Origin of the sequence: Sodalis sp. RH16, from assembly GCF_047324245.1 — a bacterium.
Taxonomy (GTDB): domain Bacteria; phylum Pseudomonadota; class Gammaproteobacteria; order Enterobacterales; family Enterobacteriaceae; genus Acerihabitans; species Acerihabitans ligni.
This window is the reverse complement of sequence record NZ_CP178737.1, coordinates 5,510,271-5,536,146: the sequence shown is the minus strand read 5'-3', so window position 1 is coordinate 5,536,146 and position 25,876 is coordinate 5,510,271. Positions and strand designations below refer to the sequence as shown.

At 57.7% G+C, this 25,876-nt stretch carries 22 protein-coding genes; 12 read left to right on the top strand and 10 right to left on the bottom strand.

Features of this window, described 5'->3' with window-relative positions; genetic code table 11:
• Positions 1 to 11 precede the first annotated feature (11 nt).
• The 6 genes from ACL2XJ_RS25410 to ACL2XJ_RS25385 all read right to left on the bottom strand — a co-directional run bounded on the left by ACL2XJ_RS25410 (position 12) and on the right by ACL2XJ_RS25385 (position 8,364).
• The gene (locus ACL2XJ_RS25410) at positions 12 to 1,838 is read right to left on the bottom strand and encodes an ABC transporter ATP-binding protein (RefSeq protein WP_413724949.1); all 1,827 of its coding nucleotides are present in this window, start codon (positions 1,836 to 1,838) and stop codon (positions 12 to 14) included.
• Between the two features lie 9 nt (positions 1,839 to 1,847).
• A complete protein-coding gene (locus ACL2XJ_RS25405) occupies positions 1,848 to 2,741 on the bottom strand; it encodes an ABC transporter permease (protein WP_413724948.1) in 894 nt (297 codons plus the stop codon).
• A 10-nt stretch (positions 2,742 to 2,751) separates the two neighbouring features.
• A complete protein-coding gene (locus ACL2XJ_RS25400; protein ID WP_413724947.1) occupies positions 2,752 to 3,675 on the bottom strand; it encodes an ABC transporter permease in 924 nt (307 codons plus the stop codon).
• 62 nt (positions 3,676 to 3,737) lie between these two features.
• Positions 3,738 to 5,306: an ABC transporter substrate-binding protein gene (locus ACL2XJ_RS25395; protein WP_413724946.1), complete on the bottom strand. Its 1,569-nt coding sequence runs from the start codon at positions 5,304 to 5,306 to the stop codon at positions 3,738 to 3,740.
• 17 nt (positions 5,307 to 5,323) lie between these two features.
• On the bottom strand, positions 5,324 to 6,901 hold the full coding sequence (locus ACL2XJ_RS25390; RefSeq protein WP_413724945.1) for a serine hydrolase domain-containing protein: 1,578 nt from the start codon (positions 6,899 to 6,901) through the stop codon (positions 5,324 to 5,326).
• The gene (locus ACL2XJ_RS25385) at positions 6,898 to 8,364 is read right to left on the bottom strand and encodes a M81 family metallopeptidase (RefSeq protein WP_413724944.1); all 1,467 of its coding nucleotides are present in this window, start codon (positions 8,362 to 8,364) and stop codon (positions 6,898 to 6,900) included. Before ACL2XJ_RS25385 ends, ACL2XJ_RS25390 begins: the two co-directional genes overlap by 4 nt.
• Positions 8,365 to 8,507: 143 nt before the next feature.
• Here ACL2XJ_RS25385 and ACL2XJ_RS25380 point away from each other — a divergent pair, with 143 nt between their 5' ends.
• The 7 genes from ACL2XJ_RS25380 to fhuB all read left to right on the top strand — a co-directional run bounded on the left by ACL2XJ_RS25380 (position 8,508) and on the right by fhuB (position 17,454).
• Complete coding sequence (locus ACL2XJ_RS25380; protein ID WP_413724943.1) at positions 8,508 to 9,173, top strand: helix-turn-helix domain-containing protein; 666 nt, start codon at positions 8,508 to 8,510, stop codon at positions 9,171 to 9,173.
• 130 nt (positions 9,174 to 9,303) lie between these two features.
• Entirely contained in the window at positions 9,304 to 10,209 is a 906-nt protein-coding gene (gene gcvA / locus ACL2XJ_RS25375) for a transcriptional regulator GcvA (protein WP_203523291.1), read from the top strand.
• A 74-nt stretch (positions 10,210 to 10,283) separates the two neighbouring features.
• Positions 10,284 to 11,111 carry an EamA family transporter gene (locus tag ACL2XJ_RS25370; RefSeq protein ID WP_413724942.1) on the top strand — a complete coding sequence of 276 codons (828 nt, stop codon included), beginning with the start codon at positions 10,284 to 10,286 and terminating at the stop codon, positions 11,109 to 11,111.
• Positions 11,112 to 11,205: 94 nt separating this feature from the next.
• Positions 11,206 to 12,096, top strand: a complete 891-nt coding sequence (locus tag ACL2XJ_RS25365) for an oxidoreductase (protein ID WP_413726971.1) — start codon at positions 11,206 to 11,208, stop codon at positions 12,094 to 12,096.
• A 239-nt stretch (positions 12,097 to 12,335) separates the two neighbouring features.
• A complete protein-coding gene (gene fhuE / locus ACL2XJ_RS25360) occupies positions 12,336 to 14,525 on the top strand; it encodes a ferric-rhodotorulic acid/ferric-coprogen receptor FhuE (protein ID WP_413724941.1) in 2,190 nt (729 codons plus the stop codon).
• 17 nt (positions 14,526 to 14,542) lie between these two features.
• Positions 14,543 to 15,439 (top strand): Fe(3+)-hydroxamate ABC transporter substrate-binding protein FhuD, encoded by an 897-nt coding sequence (fhuD, locus tag ACL2XJ_RS25355; protein ID WP_132927665.1) that lies wholly within the window; start codon positions 14,543 to 14,545, stop codon positions 15,437 to 15,439.
• Positions 15,440 to 15,462: 23 nt separating this feature from the next.
• Positions 15,463 to 17,454, top strand: a complete 1,992-nt coding sequence (fhuB, locus tag ACL2XJ_RS25350) for a Fe(3+)-hydroxamate ABC transporter permease FhuB (RefSeq protein ID WP_413724940.1) — start codon at positions 15,463 to 15,465, stop codon at positions 17,452 to 17,454.
• Positions 17,455 to 17,457: 3 nt separating this feature from the next.
• On the opposite strand, the gene ACL2XJ_RS25345 is transcribed toward fhuB, so the two are convergent.
• Positions 17,458 to 18,150: a cyclase family protein gene (locus ACL2XJ_RS25345; protein ID WP_413724939.1), complete on the bottom strand. Its 693-nt coding sequence runs from the start codon at positions 18,148 to 18,150 to the stop codon at positions 17,458 to 17,460.
• Positions 18,151 to 19,380 carry an MFS transporter gene (locus tag ACL2XJ_RS25340; protein ID WP_413724938.1) on the bottom strand — a complete coding sequence of 410 codons (1,230 nt, stop codon included), beginning with the start codon at positions 19,378 to 19,380 and terminating at the stop codon, positions 18,151 to 18,153.
• A gap of 693 nt (positions 19,381 to 20,073) precedes the next feature.
• Between ACL2XJ_RS25340 and ACL2XJ_RS25335 the strand changes: the two genes are divergently transcribed.
• Positions 20,074 to 21,063 carry an aldo/keto reductase gene (locus tag ACL2XJ_RS25335; protein ID WP_413724937.1) on the top strand — a complete coding sequence of 330 codons (990 nt, stop codon included), beginning with the start codon at positions 20,074 to 20,076 and terminating at the stop codon, positions 21,061 to 21,063.
• A gap of 1 nt (position 21,064) precedes the next feature.
• Here the strand turns inward: ACL2XJ_RS25335 and ACL2XJ_RS25330 are convergent, their stop codons facing one another.
• Positions 21,065 to 21,379, bottom strand: coding sequence for an AraC family transcriptional regulator (locus tag ACL2XJ_RS25330; RefSeq protein ID WP_413724936.1), 315 nt, complete (start codon positions 21,377 to 21,379; stop codon positions 21,065 to 21,067).
• A gap of 260 nt (positions 21,380 to 21,639) precedes the next feature.
• Between ACL2XJ_RS25330 and ACL2XJ_RS25325 the strand changes: the two genes are divergently transcribed.
• A complete protein-coding gene (locus ACL2XJ_RS25325) occupies positions 21,640 to 22,317 on the top strand; it encodes an SDR family oxidoreductase (protein WP_413726970.1) in 678 nt (225 codons plus the stop codon).
• Here the strand turns inward: ACL2XJ_RS25325 and ACL2XJ_RS25320 are convergent.
• A complete protein-coding gene (locus tag ACL2XJ_RS25320; protein WP_413724935.1) occupies positions 22,286 to 22,768 on the bottom strand; it encodes a MarR family winged helix-turn-helix transcriptional regulator in 483 nt (160 codons plus the stop codon). The genes ACL2XJ_RS25325 and ACL2XJ_RS25320 overlap by 32 nt on opposite strands.
• Positions 22,769 to 22,831: 63 nt before the next feature.
• Here ACL2XJ_RS25320 and ACL2XJ_RS25315 point away from each other — a divergent pair, with 63 nt between their 5' ends.
• The 3 genes from ACL2XJ_RS25315 to ACL2XJ_RS25305 all read left to right on the top strand — a co-directional run bounded on the left by ACL2XJ_RS25315 (position 22,832) and on the right by ACL2XJ_RS25305 (position 25,870).
• A complete protein-coding gene (locus ACL2XJ_RS25315) occupies positions 22,832 to 23,767 on the top strand; it encodes a quinone oxidoreductase family protein (protein ID WP_413724934.1) in 936 nt (311 codons plus the stop codon).
• Positions 23,768 to 23,978: 211 nt separating this feature from the next.
• Positions 23,979 to 24,836: a MurR/RpiR family transcriptional regulator gene (locus tag ACL2XJ_RS25310; RefSeq protein WP_413724933.1), complete on the top strand. Its 858-nt coding sequence runs from the start codon at positions 23,979 to 23,981 to the stop codon at positions 24,834 to 24,836.
• Between the two features lie 200 nt (positions 24,837 to 25,036).
• A complete protein-coding gene (locus ACL2XJ_RS25305; RefSeq protein ID WP_413724932.1) occupies positions 25,037 to 25,870 on the top strand; it encodes an alpha/beta fold hydrolase in 834 nt (277 codons plus the stop codon).
• The last annotated feature ends 6 nt before the right edge of the window (positions 25,871 to 25,876 follow it).

Below are 25,876 nucleotides of genomic sequence, written 5' to 3'. Positions count from 1 at the left end.
TTCTCCCGGTGTTAAGCATCTATAGCAATAAAGTGGCCCGGCGCAATCTCTTTCATCCTCTGCGCTTGCATCTGATGGTCCAGTGCGCGGATCGGGCTTTTCAGTTCGGTGGCGCCGCTAAAGCGGTTGGTCCGCTGATGGCTGGGGTCCGCTACCGGCACCGCCGCTATCAATCGTTGAGTATAGGGATGGCCGGGTCGGGCGAAGACCGACGCTTTCGGACCGATTTCCACAATGCGGCCCATTTGCATCACCGCCACGCGATGCGCTACCCGTTCCACCACCGCCATATCGTGTGAAATAAACAGCCAGGCAATGCCGAGCTCCGCCTGCAGTTCCAGCATCAGATTAACCACCTGGGCCTGTATTGATACATCCAGCGCGGAAACCGCCTCGTCGGCGACAATCAGCCTGGGGCGAAGCGACAGGGCGCGGGCGATACACAAACGCTGCCGCTGGCCGCCGGAAAACTCATGGGGAAAACGGCGGCTCATTTCCGGCGCCAGCCCGACGCGACGAAACAGTTCGCTGACCTGGGCGTCACGCTCGGCGGTGCTGCCCACCCGGTGGATATCCATCGGCTCGCGCACCTGGCTACCGGCATCAAGACGAGGGTTGAGGGAAGCAAAGGGATCTTGAAAGACCATTTGCACCAGTTTGCGCACCGGTTGCATACCGTGGCGGTCCAGCCGCGTCACCTCATATCCATCCAGCCAGATATCCCCCGCCGCGGGCTTCTCCAGCCCGATAAGCGAACGGCCGGTGGTGGATTTGCCACAGCCGGATTCACCCACCAGGGCCAGCGTTTCCCCCGGATAGATGACAAATGAGACGCCTTCCACGGCATGTACGCGGCCGGTTAACCTGCGTAATAAACCTTCGCGTACGTCGTAGCGTACGTGCAGATCTTTCACCTCCAGCAGCGGCTGGGGGGGCCGGGGGGAAGACATTGGCCCGCTTGCGGCTATCGGCGGCGTTTCGTCTTCATCTTCCCCCAGCAAACGGAACCGTACCGGACCCTCGGCGCCACGGCTTTCCCCCAGGCGCGGCACCGCGCGCATCAGCGCCCGGGTATAGGCATGCTGCGGCGCGGCAAACAGCCCGCGCACCGTATTTTGTTCAACCATTCTTCCCTGTTGCATCACGATCACCCGGTCGGCCATTTCCGCCACCACGCCCATGTCGTGGGTAATCAGGATGATGGACGTATGGAATTCGCGCTTCAGTTCCCGCAGCAGTTCCAGTACCTCCGCCTGGATAGTGACATCCAGCGCGGTGGTCGGCTCATCGGCGATGAGAATTTGCGGCCGGCATGCCAGCGCCATGGCGATCATTACCCGCTGTCGCATGCCCCCGGACATTTCATGGGGATACTGGCGAAAGCGCCGCTGCGGATCGTTGATGCGCACGCGATCCAGCATGGCTATGGCCCGCTCTTTCGCCTGCGCCGGCGACAGCTTCTGGTGGACGATAATTGTCTCGGTCAGCTGCAGTCCGATGCTCAGCACGGGATTGAGGGAGGTCATCGGCTCCTGGAAAATCATTGAAATTTGCGCCCCGCGCACCTGGTTGATCTGCCTTTCATTCATGCACAGCAGATCCTGGCCGTTGAACCGCGCTTCGCCGGCGCGAATAAAGGTACTGTGCTTGGGCAGGAGCTGCATGAGAGACATCATCGACACGCTTTTTCCCGAGCCGGATTCACCGACGATGGCCAGCGTTTCACCGGCATGCAGCGTAAAGCTCAGTCCTTCAACCATCGCCGGTTTCAGCGGGTCGGCGCTAAAGGCGATAGTCAGGTCGCTGACGCTGAGCAAGGGTTGTAGAGAAGGGTTCATTATCTTTCCTTATCCCTGGCGCTGGCTGGGGTCGAGCGCTTCACGAATACCGTCGCCGAGCAGGTTGAAACCCAGCACGGTGATGACGATGGAGAGGCCGGGAATAATGCAAATCCAGGGTGCGCGGGTAATGTAGTCGCGTCCTTGGGATAACATCAGCCCCCATTCCGGCAGCGGCGGCTGAGCCCCCAATCCCAGGAATGACAGCCCGGCCGCCGCCAGCATGGCCGTGGACATACCCAGCGTCGCCACCACAATCAGCGGCGGCAATACGTTGGGCAGCAGGTGACGGAAAATCAGCCGCAGATGGCCGGCCCCCGCCGCAACGGCCGCTTCAAAATAGGGACGGTTCTTTTCAATAAGCACCTGTGAATAGGTAATACGCACATAAAAAGGAATAGCCGCGATACCGACGGCAATCATGGCGTTTTGCAGCGTCGGCCCCAGCACCGCCACCGCCGACAGGGCAATCAATACCTCGGTGAACGAGAACAGTACGTCGTTGCCGCGCATGATGATGCGTTCGAGCCAGCCGCCGGCGTAGCCCGCCAGCAGGCCGAGCAACAGTCCGGACAGCGCTGAAATGCCAACGGAAATCGCGCCGATCATCAGCGTCAGCCGCGAGCCGTAAATGACGCGGCTGAACATATCGCGGCCGAATTCATCGGTACCGAACGGGTATGCCGCGCAAGGGGGCACCAGGCGCCGTCCGGCGCCCATGCGATCCGGCGCATAGGGCGCCAGCAGCGGCGCGAAAATTGCCATCAGGATAAGCACCGTGATGATGGCCAGTCCCACCAGGGCCATTCGGTTATGCCGCACGCCATGGGCAATACGCCATAACGCGCCATTGCCGGCTTTCAGCGGTGAACGGCCGATATCACTGGTTATCTGCACACTCATGTTGCGTTCCTCAATGTACTTTTATGCGCGGGTCGAGCCAGGCGTAGAGGATGTCGAGCAGCAGCGACACCACTGCCACAATCAGGGCGAATATCAGGATAAAGCCCTGGATCAGCGGATAGTCGCGCTGAAAGATGGCCTGGACCGCAAGGCGGCCGAGCCCGTTCCAGCTAAACACGTTTTCGATGATCACCGCGCCGCCCATCAGGTAGGTGAACTGCATGCCCATCATGGTCACGATGGGGATCAGGCCGGCGCGCAGCGCATGGCGATACAGCACCAGCGTGCGCGGCAAGCCTTTGGCCCGCGCGGTGCGAATAAAGTCCTGGCTGAAGATTTCAATCATGGAGGAGCGCGTCAGCCGGGCAATGATCGCCGCATTGGTGACGCCCAGCGTCAGGGCCGGCAGAATCAGCCCCTGGATGCCGGTACCGGCCACCGGCAATAGCCCCCATTTAACCGAGAACAGCAGTATCAGCATCAGCCCGAGCCAGAAGTGGGGCAGCGAGACGCCGAGGATCGCCGTGACCATCAGGCCGGAATCAAACCAGCTGCCGCGTTTATAGGCGGCGATAAAACCACAGCTCATGCCGATCACCAGCGCTATCAGCATGGCGGTACAGGTCAGGGCCAGGGTGTAGGGCAGGCAGATCAGCAACAGCTTCAGCACCGGCTGCTGGCCGCGAATGGTGACGCCCATGTCCCCATGCAACAGCTTGATAATATACATAAAATATTGCCGGTAAATGGGCAGGTCCAGACCGAAGTTATGGCGGATTTCCTCAATCTGCGCCGGCGTGACGCCTTGTGACTGGGCAAACATGGTACGTACCGGATCGCCGGGCACCAGGTGAATCAGCAGCACCGCGGCAATGGTGGCGACCCATACGGTGAGGAGCGCGGCGAGGCTGCGGCGGGCGATAAACTGAAGCATAGTGATTTCCTGCAAAGCGGGAACGAATGTTCCCTTCCCCCGTGAGGGGGAAAGGGGGCCAACTATTGCACCGTCACATCATTGAAGATCGGGCGGTTGAACACGCTGACCTTAAAGCCGTGCACTTCATTGCGCACCGCGTACAGCCAGTTCCAGCCAGGCGTATACAGCGGCACCTGCACGGCGTGCTTGAGCAGATAGCTTTGGGCGTCCCGCACCACCTGCAGCCGGGCGTTGGGATCGATGGTGGTGCGGGTCTTATCCAGGATGGCATCCAGTTCCGGCGTCTGGTAGCCGGAGTAGGCCCCCGGCGAATGCCACAGGTTGTAAAGGATATCCGGGTCATACCATGACCAGCCCATCATGTTGAACGAGCCCTTGCCGGTTTTCATCTCGTTTTCCTGCTTGACGCGGGCGTTGAGCGTACCGATATCCATCAGTTCGATGTTGGCCTTGATCCCCACCTGCTGCAGTTGGTTCTGGAATACCTGCAGTATTTTCTCGCGGTTATCATCAGGCCAGGTCATGACAGTGACGTCCAGCGGTTTGTCCGGGCCGTAACCCGCTTCCTTCAGCAGCGCCTTGGCTTTCTCCGGGTCATACTTGTATCCCTGGGTGGCGCACCAGGACTCATCGTTGCCGAACACTCCCGGTCCCACCGCGCAGTGTTCCCGTTTTGCCACGTCGCCGAACACGATATCGATGGCGGCATCGGGATCGACGGCATAGGCCACCGCCTGGCGTAGGCGTTCGTCGTTGAACGGCGGACGGCTGGTGGTAAACTCGAAGAAAATGGTGGCGCCGGTTTTGTCAGCGGACAACAGCTTCATTTTCGGTGAGCTGCGTACCGTGTCAACGTTATCCAACGGCGGCGTGGCAATCTGCACCTCGCCGGTTTCCAGCGCCGCCAGACGCGTTTGCGCTTCCGGCATGCGGCGGATAATCAGCTCGTCAAGCTTCGGCGGCCCGGGATTGGCGGCCGGACGACCGTAGTTTTTGAAGTGCGGATTGGGTACCAGCACCATGCGATCGCCCTTGACCCAGGATTTGACCATAAACGGCCCGGACCCGATGGCCTTGCTGGAGCCAAAGTCTTTACCCAGCGCTTTGTTGCTGTCGCACAGAATGGAAGAGAAGGGCTCGCCCATAAAAGCCAGAAAGGCGCTGAACGGGCTGGAGAGGGTAAATTTCACCGTCAGCGGATCCACTACCGTCACCGCCGTGACCGGGCCGAAACCGGCCTTCATAACGCTCGGATTTTGTTTGTCAAAGGCGCGATCCAGGGTGTATTTCACATCGGTGGCATCAAGGGGCGTGCCGTCGCTGCACTGTATGCCCGGATTAAGATGAAAGGTATATTCCTTCCCATCCGGCGTCACCTCCCAGCTTTTCGCCAGATTGGGCACCACCTTGCCGTTGCCGTCAAATTGCAGCAGAGAGTCATAAATCAGATCGAATGTTGCCCAGGATTCCCAGGTCGTGGTGCGGTGCGGGTCGAGGGAGTCGGCGTCAACGCCCATTGCCCAAACCAGTTTTCCCGCCGCTTCCGCCGGCAGGCTTCCCAGCGCCGGCAGCAGTGCCGTTGCCAGCAAGGTGCGACGCATAATCGTTGTCAAGGACGTTGAAGGCATAAAAAACTCCCGAAAAGTTAACGATGAGAAGTAACCGGCATTTCATCGGCGAACAGCCGTGAAGTCCGATCGGTGGTGAGCAGCAGCCGCCGGCGTCCGTTCTCCATGAAAAGGCGCACCGTGGGCCGGTAATCACCGTCCGGATTGATGGCCGGGGCGGCGATCAGTACCTCCTCCGTCAATGGCGTCAGGTGAAAGCGGCTGCTGCCCAACGGGCCGGACAGGGTTAACAGCAACTGCTGATTTTCCAGGCTTATACGCCAAACGCTTTTCAGCGCCGGCTGATAAAATGTCCCGGTATAAGGGTGAAGGTCGGCAGGATGAAACGCGGGCAGCCGGACGAATTCCACCGGCTGAGGTCCGTCGGTTCCCGCCAGCGCGTCCCCAGCCGGCGCCAACTGTAGGTGCAGCATCGGCCAGTAAGGGCGGAAGCCATCGGGCCGGTGCCGCTCAAGGGGCGTGCGCGTCATGGTGCTTTCCAGCTCGGCCGAGGCATTCACGCCGAGCACGCGGCTCTCTTCCCGGCTGTAGTAGTATCCCGGTAGCGGATCCGGGGCGGGCAGGCGCGGCGCCAGCGCTTCCGGGAACAGTGCGTCCGCCAACTGGCGGCCCAGCAGGAACGGATTGATTTCGGTGGTATTGGCCAGCAGCACCAGGGTGGTGTCGATATCCGGGAACCAGGCGATTTCGGCAAATACGCCGGGAAGCTGTCCGTGGTGTCCGAAAGAATTCAAGCCCCGGTAGGGCATCACGGTAAAGCCCAGGCCATATAGGGAAGGGGTGTTGTCCCGATAGGGACGGGCCTGGGTCATCTTTGCGAACAGCCCGGCGTGCGGCGACGCGGGATCGGCAACATAGCGTGCCCACTTCAGCAGATCGTCCACCGTGGAGATCATGCCGCCGGCGCCTTCCAGCGGTATCGACCAGCGCCCTTGCACGGGTATCCCATCCGTCACCACATAGGGTACCGCGCGTTCCGCCAGCCACGGCGTGTCGCTGCGGGCCAGGCTTGTCTGCGCCATGCCCAGCGGTTTTAGAATGCGCCGCCGCAGAATATTCTCCAGCCGATCCTGCTCCAGCGCCTCCACCACCTGGGTCAGGAGTTTGAAACCGGTGTTGGAATAGGCGAAACGGGTGCCGGGTTCGAAGTTCAGTTCCGCCGTTGAACAGATAAGCGCCTGGCTTTCCTCATCGCTGGCGGGATCGCTGAAATTGCCCCCCGACAGCAGGCGCAGCTCCAGAAAGTCGCGCACGCCGCTTTGATTGGACATCAGGTCACGCAGCGTTACCGGTACGCCATAGTCGGGCAGTGCCGGTATATAGCGGCGCACCGGATCATCAATAGAGAGTTGGCCCTCGGCTTCCAGCATCATCGCCAGCGCGACGGTAAACTGTTTGCTAAGGGAGGCGATGCGCATCGGAACCTCCGGCGCGTTGGGCCGATGATTGCCGATATCCGCCAACCCATAGCCTTTGCGCAGCAGCACAGTGTCCCCTTGTAGGATTCCCACGCTCATGCCGGGCATGCCCGGACGCTGAAAACGGCCCAGCACGCTGTCCGCCGCGCCCTCGATATCCTCTACCAGCGGGTTCATATCGCATCTCCGCCGGCAAAGGGATCGGCAACCTGCGGCCACAGCGGACGGCCGGCTTTCGGCAGGGCGATGTGCCTGAAATCCGGTGACGCGGTACCCGGCGCGCTGACGTATATCACCCGGTCGGCCACCGGCGCGAAACCGGCATAAAAGTGCTGGGCGGATTTCACCACCACGACCCGGTAGTCCTCCAGGCGGATACCGAACTGGGTATAGGCGTCGGGATGAAAGGTTTGGGTGCGCACGGTGTTGATGACGATATGCGGGCCGCCGGCATCCAGCAGCACCGCATCGCCCATCGGCTGCCGTCCGGCGCCGAAGGTGACGCCGGCATTTTCCACCACGCGCAGCACCCGGACGGTTAAGTCAACGGGATTGCCCGACTGCGGTCCGACCTTACCGCCGATACGCAGGGGCAATACCGCGCCTTCGCCCGCCTCCTGGCAAATGCGCACGGCCACCGGATCCCACAGGTTGCCAAACAGCACCCCCGCCGTTTTGGCGGCGAGCATGGCCTGTAGCAAAAAGGTGGAATCGCCGGCCGCGCCGCCGCCGGGGTTATCGGCGATATCGGCCACCACGCTGATGCCGTCAAGAGCGGGCAACTGCCCGCAGGCCTCGTCAACGGACAGCAGGCGGGGGTGGTAATTTTCCCGCAGCGCCAGAATGCGGTTTGCCAGCTCGCCGGCCAGCTCGCCGGCCAGCCCGGCATCGCCATTGGTCACCGCCAGCGCCTGCGCGCCGACGTTGGGCACGTCGGCCCAGGGGAAACCGTGGCAGAAACTCAGGGACAGCACATTGTCCCGCTGTTCGCCGGCGGACATCCAATCCACCACCGCGCGTACCGGCGCATCGGGGGTGCGCCAGACGCCCAGCATGCGACAATCCCGCAGCGCCATCACCGGCCTGATTTTTCCTTCAGCCGCCGCCCGGCAATGATTAAACAGTTCCACCGCCCGGTCGTTGACGTCGGTATGGGGATACTCTTTGTACAGGATTATCATAGTAGCCGCGGCGACCATCGCCGGATCGAGATGGCAATGCAGATCCAGCTCAACGCCTATGATGACCCGCGGGCCGACGATGTCGCGTACCGCCAGCAGCAGTTCTTTCTCGCAATCGTCGCAGTGGTCCGCCGCCATGGCGCCGTGCAGCTTTAGCAATACCCAATCCACCGGGCCGGCATTTTTCAAATCCGCTAAAACATCGTCCCGCAGGCGCTCCCAGACCTCTTGACGCGTCAGGCCGCCGGGCTGGGCAAAGGTCGTCAGGCTTTCCACCACGTCATCCTGGCGCCGCTGCGCCATTTCCCGCCAGATTCGCATGGGCTGCGCGAAATAGTGGGCTGACCGGCGGCTGCCATCCTGGCGCAGGTACAGCGTTTCATCAAAATTTTGCTGTCCGGTGGGCAGTGGCGAGAAGGTATTGGTCTCGGTGCCCAGCGCGGCGATAAATAATTTCATCTTTGACTCCAGCCATTTTTTTCACATCCTAGAGGTAATTTTTCTTTTAGTAAAAAAAGATTTTCTTATAGTAAAATATGAGCGTCTTCCGAGAAAATTAGATACACTTCCGCCAGAGCGCGGTAAGCGAGGCAGAGGTGAAAATGGCGAGGAACAAACAAGAAGATGCAACCGGGATGCCCAATGAGCTCGATTTTGGCGCGAGAATGAAAACCATGCGCCAGGAACGCGCCTGGACGCTGGAACAGTTGGCGGAAAAAAGCGGGTTGTCCATTTCAACCCTATCAAAAATCGAGAACGGCCAGGTTTCCGCGTCCTTCGATACCATTGTGAAAATTGCCCATGCGTATGATCTGACGTTTGGCGAGCTGTTTACCGAGCAGGCGCCGGCCAACTCTCCGTCCACCCTTCCGGTCGCGCCGATTTCAGGACGGCGCACCTTTACCCGTGCGGGAAAAGGGCTGACGTTCAATACCCCGAACTACAAATATAATGTGCACTCCTCTGAATTGACCCATAAGGGAATGATTCCGCTGATTATGCAGATCAGCGCCAGACAAGTGCCTCCGCGCAATGAATGGTCAAGCCATGAAGGGGAAGAATTTATCTATGTCACCCACGGCGTGACCGTGCTGTATACCGCCTGGTATGCGCCGCTGACGCTGGAAACCGGCGACAGCGCGTACATTGACAGCACCATGCCCCATGCCTTTATTTCCGCCAGCGACGAAGAAGCCACCATTTTGTCCATTTGCCTGACGCAGCGGCTGCATTTTAAAGAGGGCATGGTGGGAGTCCCGGCGGACTGAGCGATGCCATTGACGGCAAGGGGTTAAAGGCGCCAAGACATCGGCATCTATCGGCGCAGGGTTATAATGCTCTATCATGAGTTTCTGTTCATAAAGCTGATTTTCGAATCTCGCACCAGGAAACACGATTATGAGAGACCTGCCGCCCACCGCCACGCTGCGCGCCTTTGAGGTCGCGACACGGCACGCCACATTCACCGCCGCTGCAGAAGAATTGCATATCACCCAAAGCGCGGTCAGCCATCAGCTGAAAAATCTCGAAGAGCTTTGGGGGCTGCAGTTATTCCAGCGCGGCAAGTCATTGAGCCTGACGCCTGCCGGCGCGGCCCTCGCGCCTATCGTGCGTGAATTCTTCATGACTCTGGAGGCGACGCTCACTGATTTGAGAGAGCAAAAGGGCAGGGTCCGGCTTAGGGTCAGTACGACCTACTCCTTCGCGCTGAAATGGCTGCTGCCCAGATTACCGGGCCTGTCCCGGCAGCACCCGGAAATTCTGGTCACGCTGGAAACCACTGACCAGGCCATTCATTTTTCAAGCGCGGAGTCGGACGTCGCGATCCGTTTCGGCAGCGGGAATTATCCGGCCCTGTATTCGGAATTCATGTTCAGGGAACAGATATTCCCGGTTGCCAGTCCTGATTTCCTGCGTCGCTTCGGCGCGCCGGGCAAACCCGCCGAACTCCTGCGCTACCCGCTGCTTACACGTGACGGCGCGGATCTGGTGCCGAAATGGGAGGTTTGGTTTGGGCAAGTAGGCGTCGGCATCACCGCCCTCAAGGAAAGCGTCAGATTCGCCGACACCAACATGACTATCGAGGCGGCGCTGTTGGGCCAGGGAATCGCGCTGGCGCGAAGCGGGCATGTGGAAGCCGAGATCGGCGACGGCAGCCTGGTCAGGCTGTTTGACGTGCCGTTCCCTTCTCCGGTCGCCTATTATTTTGTCTGTCCGAAAGGCATCGAATCCCAGTCCCACATCATCAGCTTTCGTCAATGGCTGCAGACGGAATCAAGCAAGGCCCGGCAAGACTATCGATAATGCATGAGTAATTGCTCATGCTGAAATGAAGAGACTTCGCTTTAACAACGGCGCCGGGCTGCTTAGTATGGCGTATGCCTTTTGATATCATTTTACTGACGCTTTTTGCGGCGCTGTTGCATGCCGGCTGGAATGCGCTGCTGCGCGGCGGGGCCGACAGACTTTGGTCGATGACGATCATGTGTCTGGCGGTGGCCATCGTAAGCGTCGCCATAGCCCTGTTTCTGGCGCCTTTGGCCAAAGCCGGCTGGAGGTATGCGGTAGTTTCAGCGGTGCTGCACGTTGGCTATAACCTGTTTCTGGTCAGGAGCTATCAGGCGGGAGACCTCGGGCAAACCTATCCGATTGCGCGGGGTTCTTCCCCCATTTTAATCACCCTCGCGGCATCTGTTTTCGCCGGCGAGAGGGTAGGGATGGGCGCCCTGCTTGGCATTGTTCTGGTATCGGTCGGCATTGTTTCCTTGGCCTTCAAAGAACGCAGGCTTGCGGTTCCCAGCCTGCCCTATGCCTTGGGAACCGGCTGTTTCATTGCCGCTTACAGCGTCACGGACGGCATCGGCGTACGTCTGTCCGGCGCACCCATAACCTATACGGTCTGGATGTGCGCCTTGTGGGGCATCTTGATGCCATCGGTATACATCGGCCTGCGCGGCGCGCGCAGTTTATTGACCTGGCGGCCCGGATTTATCATGGCCTTCATCGGCGGGCTGCTCTCTCTTCTGGCCTATGGCATCATCATCTATGCCATGTCCTGCGCGCCCATGGGCGCGGTGTCGGCATTGCGCGAAACCAGCGTATTGTTTGCAGCGTTGATCGGTTATTTTTTCCTGGGGGAGACGTTGACGGTTCGAAAGATGCTGGCGTGCGCGGTGATTGCCATCGGCACGATCCTCATCGGCTGACCGCTGTTGTGTGAAGCTATTGAATATCGAGGGCTGGCCCGAGCCGCACGGCGGTCAGGGCAGCAAATGACTATCAGAACAAGAGGATAAAATGATGTCGGAATATCCAACCGTCGCCCTGGTGGGGCCGGGGGCAATAGGCACCACCGTGGCGGCAGCGCTGCATGAGGCGGGGCGTACGCCGACGATTTGCGGCCGCACGGCGCACCAGCGCCTGGAGCTGCGCTTCGATGGCGGTCGTATCGTTGTCCCGGGGCCCGTGCTAAGCGATCCGGCCGAGATCAAACACCCGTTCGACCTGGTTTTCGTCGCGGTCAAGGCGACACAAACGGAGGCGGCGGCGCCGTGGCTTTCCGCACTGTGCGATGCGAAGACGGTTGTCTGCGTGCTGCAAAACGGCGTTGAGCAGAAAACGCAATTCGCGCCCTTCCTGTCCGGCGGCCCGGTGTTGCCCTCGGTGGTGTGGTTCCCCGCTCAACGTGAACCGGACGCATCGGTGTGGCTGCGCGCCGAAGCGCGCCTCACCTTGCCGGACACGCCGGCCACCGGCGTGGTGCTCGAAGCGTTGCGCGGAACGAGATGCACGGTTGATGTCGCGGCGGATTTCACGTCGGTTGCGTGGCGAAAGCTTTTACAGAACGCGGCGGCGGGTTTAATGGTGCTGACCGGCCGCCGTTCCGGCATGTTCGCCCGGGCCGATATTACCGCGCTGTCTATGGCCTACCTGCGGGAATGTCTGGCGGTTGCCCGTGCGGAGGGCGCCACTCTGGGGGACGACGTGGCGCAGGAAATAGTCGATAAATTCCATCGCTCCCCGCCTGACTTGGGCACCTCCATCCTCGCCGACCGGCAAGCCGGCCGTCCTCTGGAGTGGGACTGCCGGAACGGGGTCGTGCAGCGATGCGGCCGATCCCGCGGTATCCCGACGCCCATAAGCGATTTGATCGTGCCGCTGTTGGCGGCCGCCAGCGACGGACCCGGCTGAGATTTCCCCTTGCGGTTATATTCTCGTGGTCAGCGATGGCCTATCGGCGCCTTGTGCCGGCGGCTATCGCTATGATATTCATACAATAATAATTTATTACACTTTTTAGTAAATCCTTTCGAAATATCTTAAGAAAAATAATTATCATTAGCATTCTCATTAGACACCTTAAAAAATTACTCATGGCTAACTTTATGTCTCTTTGTGTCTCTTTAAGGCAGGGAAAAAGGCGCCGTTCTATGCGCGTCGGTTATCAAAATGCGTTCACCGTTTCATTGCTGGCGCTGGCGATTCACGCACTGATTAATCCCGCGGTGGCGCAGGCAGCTGAAACCAGCACTGCCGCTACTACTTCAACCGGTGCTGCCGACGCAACAAAGGCGACAGACCCGCAGCAGGTAATGGTGGTCAAAGGGACAGCAAAGGGGTCCACTCAAAAGCAGCAGGATTACCAGGTGACAACCACGCGCGCCGGCACAAAAATGCTGCTGGCGCCCCGTGACGTTCCGCAGTCGGTGAGCGTTATCACCAAACAGCGCATAGAGGATCAAAACCTGGAATCGGTAGGCGAGGTGCTGGACAACACCACCGGTATCGCCACGGAAATTATCGACAGCGAACGCTCCTCTTACTTTTCCCGCGGTTTTTATATCAACAATTACACCTTCGATGATATTCCCACGTCAGTCAGCGATGTTTGGAATTTTGGCGATGCCGCCGAGGATACCGCCATTTATGACCGCATCGAAGTGGTCCGCGGCGCAACCGGCCTGATGACCGGCGCCGGCAATCCGGCGGCATCGGTGAATATGGTGCGCAAACATGCGGACAGCAGCGACTTCACCGGTAATCTCAGCGCCAGTTACGGCAGCTGGAATAAACAGCGCTATGTGGCGGATCTCTCCGGTCCGCTGAATGAGTCGGGCACAGTCCGCGGCCGCATCATCGCCGGTTATCAGGATCAGGACGGCTGGCTGGACCGCTACCATAAAGACAAAAAATTCCTTTATGGCGTGGTGGATGCCGACGTCAGCGAAAACACCACCCTGTCGCTGGGCTACGATTATCAGCAAAGCCACACCGGCAATCCCACCTGGGGCGGCTTGCCCACCTGGTACAGCAACGGCGCGCGGACGCATTTCGACCGCAGCACCAATCCTTCGGCGGACTGGACGCACTACGACATTGACTCGCGCAAGGTCTTTGCCAACGTCAAGCATGACTTCGACAACGGCTGGACTTTTCGCCTGAACGGCACCCATGCCGAAGAGACCTTCGATGATACCCTCCTCTATATCGAGGATTTCCCCGATGCGGTGACCGGGGAGGGCATTTCCGGCTTTGGCAGCAAAGACCGGGGAACGCGCAAAATGGATTCGGTGGATACCTATGCCAGCGGCCCGTTCCATCTGTTTGGTCGCCAGCATGAATTGGTGGCGGGCGTCAGCTACAGCCGCCAGCATAACGACACCTACAGCGCGGACGGTCCTATGGACACGGACCAAACGGGCAGTTTCAACGGCTGGAACGGCGATGTCGCCGAACCGGACTGGGGCGACTGGTACCAGAACCTGGATGACGTCGTACGGCAGAAATCCGCCTATACCGCCGCGCGCTTCTCGCTGGCCAATCCGCTGGCGCTCATCATCGGCGCCCGTTATACGCAATGGAGCACCGTCGGCACCAGCGGCGATATGCGCAAAAACAACCTCACGCCTTACGGCGGCCTGGTTTACGACATCAACGATACCTGGTCGGCCTATGCCAGCTATACCTCTATCTTCCAGCCGCAAACCTACCGCGATCGCGACGGACGCTATCTCGCGCCCGCCACCGGCAAAAACTATGAAACCGGTCTGAAATCGGACTGGATGAACGGCCGGTTGACGGCGACCTTCGCCGTTTTCCGTATCGAGCAGAATAATGTCGCCCAGGCCGATGGCGATAACTTCGTCAATGGCTCCAGCGAGCAGGCTTACTACGCCGCGCAAGGCACGGTGAGCAAAGGGGCGGAATTTGAGCTGAACGGGGCGGTGACGGATAACCTGCAGATGACGTTCGGCGCGACGCGCTACGTGGCGAGAGATAATACCGGCAGCCGCTTGAACAGCAATATGCCGCAAACCGAGCTGAAGCTTTTCAGCCGCTACCGGCTGCCGATGCTGCCGGATCTTACCGTCGGCGGCGGCGTGAATTGGCAAAACCGTACCTTCCAGGATGCCACCGGACCCGACGGCGCGACGGTGCGTGTTTACCAGGGCAGCTACCCGCTGGCCAACCTGTTTGCCCGTTATCAGGTCACCAAACAGATGGCGGTACAGGCCAACGTCGACAATCTGTTTGACCGCACCTATTACTCCTGGCTGAGCGACTACGCGGTCTACGGGGAACCGCGTAATTATTCCGTTACTGTTTCCTATACATTTTGAATAAGGGAGAGGGTGGCATGGGGCGCCATGGGGCCGCCATTGATACACACCGGCGCAGGCTACTGGCGGCGCTGCTGCTGGCGCCCCTATTGCCGGGCGGTTTGGCGCGGGCCGCCGCGCCTGCCGCCAACCGCATCATCGCCCTTGAATGGCTGCCGCTGGAGATGCTGTTCGCCCTGGGCATCACGCCGCTGGCGGCGGCCGATACCCATGATTACCGCCTGTGGGTACGGGAACCGGCGCTGCCCGCCGGCGTCATCGACGTTGGACAGCGCGCGGAACCCAATCTGGAATTCATCGCCGAATTAAAGCCGGAGCTGATTTTGTACTCCCAGGGATTCGGCCCCCGTGAGGCGCAGTTGCAAAGCATCGCCCCCGCCATGATGTTCAACTTTACCGACGCGCGGGGCCAGCCCTTAAGCACGGTGCGCGGCGGCCTGATGTCCCTGGCGGAACGTCTGGACGTGGCGGCGGCGGCCAGGGCGCACCTGGCCTATTTTGATCGGCAATTGGCGGATGCCCGGGCACGGCTTGATTCCTATCGGCGGCAGCCGTTATTGGTTTTCTCGCTTATTGACGACCGCCATGCCGTGATCCTCGGTGAGACCAGTCTGTTCGGGAATGTCATGGGACAACTGGCCATCGAAAATGCCTGGCGGGGGGAAAACAGCTTCTGGGGCACCGCGGAGGTCGGCATAGAACGCCTGGCGACGCTTCCACCGCTGCGGGCCATTTGCCTGGATCACGGTGACGGGGCCGCCAGGGCGCGTGTTGCCGCCACGCCGCTGTGGCGGTCGATCCCGTTCGTACGCCGGAACGCGATGCGCACCGTGCCCGCCATCTGGATTTTCGGCGCTACCCTTGCCGCGCTGCGGTTTTGCCGGATGCTCCAGGCGCTGGAGGAGCAATGGTGAGCCCCGCCTATAAAGACCATGCCATGAAACGAAGGTCTCTTTTCTCCGCCGCCCTGCTGGCGTTGGCCGCGCTGGCCGCCCTGGCCCTCAGCGTCCATAATGCGCGGCAGGTGTTGCCCGTCCGTTGGTGGCTGGGGGCAATCATGCACCCCGACACCGGGGATATCCGGCAGGTCCTGTTTTATTACAGCGTATTGCCGCGTTTGGCCGTCTCACTGCTGGTGGGCGCCGGTCTGGCGCTGGCGGGGGTATTGTTCCAGCAGGTATTGCGCAACCCGCTGGCCGAACCGGCGACGCTGGGAGTCGCCAGCGGCGCGAACCTGGGGGTGACCCTGGCCGGCCTGGGAATGTTGCCCGGCGGCGGGGCGGGTCAGCAGATGGCGGCCCTGCTGGGGGCGCTGGGCGTCGGTATCCTGGTGTTCGGAACAGCCTGGGGAAAACGCCTGTCCCCGGTTACCCTGATCCTGGCGGGGCTGGTGGTCAGCCTCTATTGCAGCGCCATCACCAGCCTGCTGGCGCTGTTTCATTATCAGGAATTGCAAAACCTGTTCCTCTGGAGCAGCGGGGCGCTGAATCAGCAGGATTGGCTGGCGGCCGGTTATCTGCTCCCGCGCCTCGGGCTGGGCCTGTTGCTGGCCCTGTTGCTGGTCAGGCCGTTGACGCTGCTGGGGGTAGACGACGACGTCGCGCGCCAGCTCGGCCTGGGGCTGGTTGCCGCCAGGCTCGGGGCGCTGGCCCTGGCCGTTGTGTTGAGCGCCATGATGGTGAATGCGGTGGGGGTGGTGGGCTTTATCGGCCTGTTCGCGCCGCTGCTGGCAAAATTGCTCGGCGCCCGCCGTCTGCGCCACCGTCTGCTGCTGGCGCCGGTGGCAGGGGCTTTGCTGCTGTGTCTGGCGGATCAGGCCATGGTCCTGCTGGCGCAACTCTGGCAGGAGGTGCCCACCGGCGCCGCCACCGCCTTGACTGGCGCCCCCCTCCTGCTTTGGCTGTTGCCCAGGCTGCGCCACGGCACGGCGCCGGAGATGGCCGGCCGATATGGCGAGATACGTGCTGAGCGTACCCGCACGGGACTGTGGGTGGCGGGCGGCGCCGTGCTATTGTTGGCCGGTCTGGCGGTGGTCCTGACGATAGGTCGCGACAGCCGGGGCATAAGCTGGGCGGGGGGAGACCTGTGGCGTCTGTTGCCCTGGCGCTGGCCGCGCACGCTGGCGGCGCTGAGCGCCGGGATGATGCTGGCGGCCGCCGGCACCCTGATCCAGAAACTGACCTCCAATGTCATGGGCAGTCCTGAGGTGCTGGGTATCAGCGCCGGCGCGGCATCGGCTGAGATTTTGGCGATGTTTTTCCTGCCTGCCGACGGATTCGGGGCCATGCTGGGGGCGGGCAGCGGCGGGGCCGCCCTGACCCTTGCCGCCATCCTGGCGGTGGCCGGGCGGCGGCATTTCTCCAGCCAGCGCCTCCTGCTGGCTGGCATCGCGCTGGGCACGATGTTTTCCGCGCTGATCGCGCTATTGCTGGCGAGCGACGATCCCCGGCTCGGCAGCCTGTTGGCCTGGATATCCGGTTCGACCTACGGCGTGCTGGCGCCGCAGGCCGTTGCCAGCGCTGTCCTCGCCGTGGTGTTGCTGATGCTGGCGCCGTTATGCCGCCGCTGGCTGAATGTGCTGCCGCTGGGAAGCGCAACCGCCAGGTCGCTGGGCGTGCCTCTGGCGCGGTCCCGCCTCATCATCCTGCTGCTGGCCTCGGTATTGACCGCGGGGGCGACGCTGACCGTCGGGCCGCTGAGCTTCGTCGGGCTGATGTCGCCCCATATGGCGCGGATGCTTGGTTTTCGGCGCGCCATGCCGCAGCTTGCCGTGGCGTCGATCATCGGCGCCGCGCTGATGCTGGCGGCCGACTGGTGCGGCCGCATGGTGATGTTCCCGAACCAGATCCCGGCGGGGCTGCTGGCGACGTTTATCGGCGCGCCCTATTTTGTTTTCCTGCTGCGGCGGCAGGGCAAAACCGCCGTCTGAACTTTAAATCAATGCAATGGCGCGGACAGGGGAGGCCGAACCTCCCTTTATTCTCAAGGGTAAAGCTATAAAGATAAACGTCTCGGGAACCTTGTCCAGATTCGCCAGGTTTTCCATGATAAGTTTTCCGGCTCCAAGAATAATCTGATGGGCGGGATAGGTGGAATTTGACCAGGCATCCAGCGACAGGGCGTCAGAACCGATGACATTAACCCCTTTTGCTAATAAGTATTCCGCCCCCGCCCCAGACAAACCGGACCAACCCGATAAAAAGGATTTATGATTTGGCCGAGATTGCCATTTTTTATCATGGCCGGTGCGGAATAATACAATATCGTCGGCCTGGATATCTCCATTTCTCGCTTCCCAAGACTGGATCATGGCGACGGTAATTTCCGTATCCGCGGGATAACCGGAAACGTCTATTTTAACGCCCCGGCCCATCAATTGACGGACATCGATTTTTTCGATGGTGTTCCCGGCGGGGATAAAATGCGAGGGTGAGTCAACATGGGTACCGCAGTGATCGCCCATTTGCAATAGGTTATTATAATTTCCGTCTCCTGCGGCATGGGTTTCCCAGTCGTTCAGCATAAACTTCGGATGGGTTGGCCATACGGGCATGGAGGAGTCATAAAAATAATTCAGTTCAATAAGTTCGCAGTGATGCAATAAGGTCAACAGTTCATTATTCATTTAGGCGCTCTTATGGGTAATGGTTTCTTTAATGAAAAAAAGCGGCAAGCAGGACAGGATCAGAACGCCGACGATAATCATATAATGCACATTGAAGCCATAGTCACGGATAATCCAGCCGGTCACGGGGGCAACCAGGATGCCCGCGATCCCGACGGCCAAACCAATCATTAAACCCATGCTGGATGCGGCCGCTTTAGGCGCTGAATCTATCAGCAAGGCATAGGCGACCGGATAAGGCGAGTTTCTGAACAATCCCCAGAAGATCAGTATTCCCCAGCCAAATGCGGCGGAATGGATATACATGCACAGGGCGGTGGCAATCATCCAGCCAAAAATGATAATGCCCAGCGAGCTCTTACGGCCTTTAACATCAGAATAGCCGCCCCATAAAATCTGGCCGATCCAGCCGGTAAGACCCGACGCGCCGGAAATGATGGCCGCGGTGGAAAGCGGCAAGCCCACTTCGCGCGTCAGTTGGAGGGTAAGAAAGTTGGCTATCCCCATTTCCGCCCAAGTAAAACCGAAAATTAACGAAATCGCCAGCAGACAGTTGCGGTTTTTCAGGCAAGACAAGGATTTACCCAACGCGGTTCTGAAACTATCACGTTTTACATCGGCAACAGGCTCGATGGGCTGGGTAAGTTTATTTTCCACAATCCATTGCATCACCTTTTGATGATTTTTTTTCGTCCCGACGAAATATTGTATAAAGACAATGGATAGGCCGATGAGCGGAATGAAGAGAAATGCCTGACGCCAGGTACCGAAAGCCAAAATCCCCGCAATCAGTACCGGTCCGATAAACTGGCCTAACGGGAAACCGGTATGGTGGACGCCGATGGCGAAGCCCCGGTTCTCTTTTTGCCACCATTCGCCTAATAATGCCACATTGATGGGTTCGGATCCGCCGGTCCCCATTCCCATGAAAATCCGCAATGCCTGGAATGCGCCCAAGGTTTTACAAAATGCGGTGGCCACTCCGGATACGACTTCAACAATGACCGCCACCGTCCAGCTATAACAGCGTTTATGACCGGTTCCCACAAAATCGGAAAATATTCCGAAAATAACCGCGCCGCTCAGCGTACCGAAAAAGCTTAACGAGTTGAGCCAGCCGACTTGTATTTCCGTCAGGTTGAAATCTTTCATTATGGCGGGCAATAATGTGGGCAATATAATTCTGTCTATTGAGTTCATCAAAATGGCTAATGTTGTTATTACCAACATCCACCACGATAATGGGTGTGCCTTGGGAAAAAAGCGACGCTTTCCTCTAGAATTCAATGTGTCATTCGTGCTCGCCACAGGTTCACGCCTATTTTCTTCAGGGTTGAGTAAAGATAATTCTTCTTTTCCCATTTCTAAAACCTCTTTATTGTAAGGCAAATAGTTTTTATCCAATTTTTTTTCGCCCCAATGACATTCGTAACGAGACGAGGAAATAATAGACGTAAAATATCAACCTTTGATCAATAAAAGACAATCATGATAAATGTCCTCTAAAGATAAGGTGAAATATCTAAGCTCCAATAACAGAGATCAGTTTTGTTATTAACGCTAATATCAAGTCAAGCCATAATGTCTCCTTTTTGAGAATGAACTGCGTACCGAAAACACCAAGAAGCAAGGTTGTTGATGTAAAGATAAGCGCTTGAATTCTACCATACAAGAATGGAAACGCCGATTTTAGATGTAAATCACATTTCTTTCACATTACGTTGGCCTCCTTCACCAGGACATGCCCAATTCCGCAGTGTTCTATAAATGAATTTTTTTCATAAGGGCATTTTCCCAAGGACGCTACCGTACAGAGCTTCGGTCTGCTAACGTTGATTATCCGCATCAGATAATCGATTAAAAACAACAGGCCGGCCTCATGCTGGCCTGTCCTGTTCAACCTATGCTTGCTGGAGAAAAAAAATGCAAAAAAGAACGCTTGGCAACGGTAACCTGGAAGTATCGGCGGTCGGCCTGGGCTGTATGGGCCTGAGCCATGCCTACGGCCCGGCGAAGGACCGGCAGGAAGCCATTGCGCTTATCCGTGCCGCGGTGGAGCGTGGCGTCACTTTTTTTGATACCGCGGAAGTCTACGGTCCGTACACCAATGAAGATGTGGTGGGAGAGGCGCTGGCGCCGTTTCGCGATCGGGTGGTAATTGCCACCAAGTTCGGTTTTGTGCTGCCGAGCCCGGACGGCAAACAGCATCTGAACAGCCGGCCGGATCATATCAGGCAGGTGGTGGAAGCTTCGCTCAAGCGGCTCAAAACCGACGTTATCGATCTGCTTTATCAACACCGGGTGGATCCGGACGTCCCCATTGAGGATGTCGCCGGTACGGTCAGGCAGTTGATCCAGGAAGGCAAGGTAAAACATTTCGGGCTTTCCGAAGCGGGCGCGCAGACCATTCGCCGCGCCCATGCCGTTCAGCCGGTAACCGCGTTACAGAGCGAATACTCATTATGGTGGCGGGAACCTGAGACGGAAATCCTGCCGACCCTTGAAGAGCTCGGCATTGGTTTTGTCCCCTTCAGTCCTCTCGGCAGAGGGTTCCTTACCGGCACCATTGATAAGAATACCGCCTTCGACAGTAACGACTTTCGCACCGGTCTACCCCGCTTTAGCCAGGAGGCGCGGGACGCCAACCAGACCCTGGTGAAGCTCCTTGGCGATCTGGCGGCAAGCAAGCAGAAAACCCGCGCGCAAATCGCCCTTGCCTGGCTGCTGGCGCAAAAACCGTGGATTGTACCCATCCCCGGCACCACTAAACTGCATCGACTGGAGGAAAATCTGGGAGCCGTCGAGGTGGTACTCACCGCGGACGATTTGCGTGACATTAACAGCGCCCTGGCGAACATCACCGTGCAGGGGGATCGTTATCCAAGCCATCTGCAAAAGAGCACCGGCCGCTGAATTACGCTGTGTCTTTGCTTCGCAGTGCCCTGCTGGCATCCAGCACCTCCGCAATCGTGGGGAGGTCTATGGATGTCGGCAAAAAATGGGCATCGTCGTGAATATAGGTCTCGTTCCCGACAAGGGTCCTTTTTTTACCTTGGGCGATAATCGCAAGACTCGGCTCATAGACCACCGCCTGTGGCGCCACCGGACCCGGTCGCCTGAACAGGGTGACATGGGGAATTGCTGTCGGCAGTACTTCGGTATCGGCAGTCAGCGCCAGGATCCTGGCGGCCAGCCTTTGGCGTGAACAATGAATGGGCGGGGCGGGCATGGCCGGGATCTCCTGAAACACAGTGAAAGTGCCGACACAAGCGAAGGCGCCACAAATTATAGGGCGATCAATACTATTGGGCAATAAATCCCGCCAATCCCTCTCCCGTCTATAGGCTTTGCGCCAGCCGGCCTTTGGTACGCATTAAATTGTCAGGCTACGGCCTGTGCAGGGCGGCAGCAAGAGAATCAGGCAGCGAATGGGAAGGAACGTGTCTTTGCCGGTTTCGGCGCAGGCTTTAGTATCGCCGGCCCGGACAAATACTTGCCGCACTGGAGGGGTATGGCGCGCGGTTGTCCGCGGTTCAGTTGGACGTTACGTCCGATGCATCGGTGGAAAGGGCGGTGAACGCGGCGGTTGGGCAGTTTGGCCGGCTGGACATTCTGGTTAATAACGCCGGCTACGGTCAACTGGGCGCGTTTGAAGAGCTGTCGCCAGAACTTATCCGTAAACAGTTCGAGACGAATGTGTTCGGCGTGTTCAATGTCACGCGAGCAGTGCTGCCCTTAATGCGAGCGCAGCGTTCCGGCCATGTCATTACCGTCTCTTCCACCTGCGGTATCGCCGGATTTGACGGTGCATCCATCTATTGCGCGACGAAGTTTGCGGTCTCGGGCTGGTCCGAATCCCTGAGCATCGAACTTGAACCTTTCGGCATCAAGGCGACCTGCATCCATCCGGGGCCTTTTCGCACCGATTTCCTCGAGTCCACCTCGGTGAGCTATGGCGATCTCGTCGTGGATGATTATCAACGGTCGAGCCGGGCCAAGCGCGAGGCTCTCGATAATGCGAACCACAACCAGGATGGGGATCAAGTAAGAAAAGAGAACCTTGCCCTGACCGTAAGCGGACTGGGCGAAATAGGCAGCCCCTGGAATCGTGGACGTTCCGGGGGCTGCCCTCGATTCAACCGGTTTTTTTTACCTCCAGCGTGGTGAAATCCGCTATAAACTTTTTCAACAGTCTTTCCAGTTCACTGCTCTCATCATTTGGCCAGTTGCGGAAGATGCTGCCATAAATTTGCGCGCGCGTTTCATCAATTTTATCGGTCATCCTTTTCCCTTCTGCGGTAATGGCGGCTTCATTGATCCGTTTGTCCTTTAGATTCTTTTGTCGCCGCGCCAGACCGGTTTTCTCTAGTTTTGCCACCTGACGGCTCACCGTGGTGTAATCACGGCCTACCCGGTCGGCGAGCTCTCCAACGCCCATTGGACCAAAACGGCTTATCAGCACCAGAAGTGGAAACAATGCGCGATCAAGATGAATACCGGATTCTTTTATCATCACTTCATCCCGTTGCGGACGGTTAAAAGCACCAACGATAGCCAGCAGAGCATCATGTAATTCTTCGAAATTTGCGATTTTATGTGTATTTTGCACTTTTTTCATTGACGCCGCTCAGGTTGATGTGTGTATTATACACTTATATTTCATAAAGAGAAGGTGATAAAAATGAAAGCAGCCATTGTCAATGGGAAAGGTGAAACGCCGATCTACGGTGATTTCCGCGATCCACTCGCTGACGAACAGCATCTGGTGGTCAAGGTAAAAGCTGCCGCGATAAGTCAGTTGGCTAAAGCACGGGCTGCGGGTACCCATTACAGCTCCGACATACAATATCCGTTTATACCCGGGATCGATGGCGCCGGTTATCTCGGTAACGGCGATCCGGTCTTTTTTTTCGCATTTGGTTCTCCCTTTGGCAGTATGGCGCAGATGACGCTGGTGACGGCCAAGAGTATCGTGCCGCTGCCGGAAACGCTTGACCTTTCAATGGCGGCCGCAATAGGTAATCCCGGTATGTCATCCTGGACGGGATTAACGCGCCGGGCGCAGCTGCGCAAAGGTGAAACGGTTCTGATTAATGGTGCCACCGGCACATCCGGCAGCCTGGCAGTGCGGATAGCCCGTCACTTGGGCGCCGGTAAAATCATTGCCACCGGACGTAATAAGGAAGTACTGGAAAAACTCCGTACCCAAGGCGCGGATATCACTCTTGCGCTGGATGAATTATCGGCGCAACTGCCGGCATTGATGGAGGCGGGTATCGATGTGGTACTGGATTATCTCTGGGGTCAGAGCGCACTGGATATCATGATGTCTGCCGTTGCCGGAGGCGACAAGGTGGTGCGCTTTGTGCAAATCGGCTCGTTGAGCGGCCAAGAAATTTCATTGCACAGCAAATTGCTGCGCTCATCAGGGTTGACCTTAATGGGGAGTGGTCTGGGTAGCGTATCAAATGCAGAGTTGGTTGCTTCAGTGGGTGAATTTCTGCGAGCCGCTGCACAGAGCGATTTCTCCATTCCATTCCGTTTGCGTCCGTTAAGCGAAGTAGAAAATGCCTGGAATGAGGATGACAGCCGCTGCCGCACTGTGTTTACCCTCTGATATTCAGATGTTTTACTCCCACCGCTACAGCCTGTCCCCATTATTCCATTAGAGTTTTTGATGGGGGGCATTTATCCTGACACCAGGGACCGGACCGAACCCTGGGAATGAGAGATGACGCACATTCTGAAAGGGGAATTAGGAATTCCCCTTTAATAACTTTTGGGTTGCGTTATTAATATCTCAGGGATTCACATCGGGGAAGAATGGCATGAACAAAACAGAATTCTTTCAACGTGTCGCTCAATTGGATAATTTGACTGCGACCGATCGGCGCGTCATCGATTATCTTGACAAGCATTTTCTTTCCCTTCCGTACAGTAAAGTGGTTGATATCTGCAAAGAAATAAACATCGCAAAGTCCACCTTGGGCCGTTTCATGATAAAAATCGGTTTTAATGGTTTTCAGGATTTTAAAAAAGCCACGATAAAACCCGAGCTTTACCGAAATATTTCCCCTATAGAACGGTTTAATAAAGAAAATAATCTGCAAAGCGGCATGGCTTATGTGCAAAGGCATTTCTCCGACGTCACGGATAATATCACTGATACGTTGAATAAAATGAATGCTCAGGACCTCGAAAAGGGGATCGCACTGCTTTGCGACCCTGGAAAAAAGCTTTATGTTATCGGCAGCGCGAGCGCCAACGCACTGGCGGAGTATTTTTATTTGTTGGGTCGCTATATCAAGAAAGATATCGTGTTGCTTGATGCCAATATCGGTAATCTGCCCCATAAGCTGGTGGATTCCCGCCGGGGCGACGTGTTATTGGCCATTTCCTATTTCCGGTTTTCCAGCGTCACCACACGCCTGGTGCGATGGTTTCACCAGCATCGGGGAGATACGGTGGTGATAACCGACCGTGAGGTTAACCCCTTCAGCCATTTCGCCAGCGTGGTGTTGCTTACGGAAAGCCGGCATAAAGGGTTATTCAACAGCCGAAGCGCGGGCTTCGTTCTGATTGAAGCGTTGGTAAATTATATGGGAGAGGTGACAGGTAAAGAGCTGGGAGATAATTTCCAGGTGATGGAATCTTTATTTGAGGAATTTAATGTATTCAACAAATAATATTCGCTGACGTAGATTTCATTCCAACTATTGACCATCAGGCCGACGCCTGGAAATGTTTTTACGCGCTCCGGCTTTTACTTTATTAATAATACAGTACTCTCAGGCAGCGTGTTGCCGGTTATTGTATTATCTAAACATAGTACTACAGGATTAATTCAAGATAATTATTATCTAATTTACATTACAAGGTTCTAATTATGAATATAGAAAGTAAAGAGGTTCCTGCCTGTCCGCCACAGCAATTAATGGTCACCAGCCAGGGTATGCTGTCGTATCGATGCTGCGGCAAAGGCGACGTGGTGATTTTCCTGCACGGACTGTTGGGCAGTTCAAAAGCCTGGGCATTCCAGTTTGCCGGGCTGTCCGGCGCTTATCATGTCGCCGCATGGGATGCGCCGGGGTATGGGGAATCCGCGCTGGTGCCGGCGGATATCGATGCATATGTCCTGGCATTACATGAATTTATCGGGCGATACGGCGATAAAAAAATAACTCTGGTGGGCCACTCCATGGGCGGGACGGTTGCCAGCCGGTACGCGGTGCGGTATCCGGAGAAAATACGGCGTCTGGTATTATCCTGTACGCATCCCGGATACGGAGCGCCGGAAAACGCGCCGGCCTCCGAAAAACTGGAAAAGCGTCTGCGGGAGTTACAGGAAATAGGCCCCGAGGCCTATGGCTGGAACCGGGCCCGTGATTTATTGCCCTTTCCTGATATCCCGGCCGCGGTGCTGTCCTATGCGGCTCATATCGCCGCCGAGACCCATCCGGAAGGGCTCAGGCGCGCCTCGAGAATGCTACAGCTTGCCGATAACCGACCGCTGTTGCCGAAAATATCCCAACCGACGCTGATACTGACGGGGGAAAAAGACCCGGTGGTTCAGCCGCGGCTGACCGCCGACCTGCTGGCGGGGATTGCTTTTACCCGGCATATCAAAATGCCGGGATTGGCGCATGCGCCGTATTTTCAGGCTCCCGGCTATTACAATTCTCTGCTGCGAGACTTCATCGCCAATGATGGCACGGAATAAAAGGAG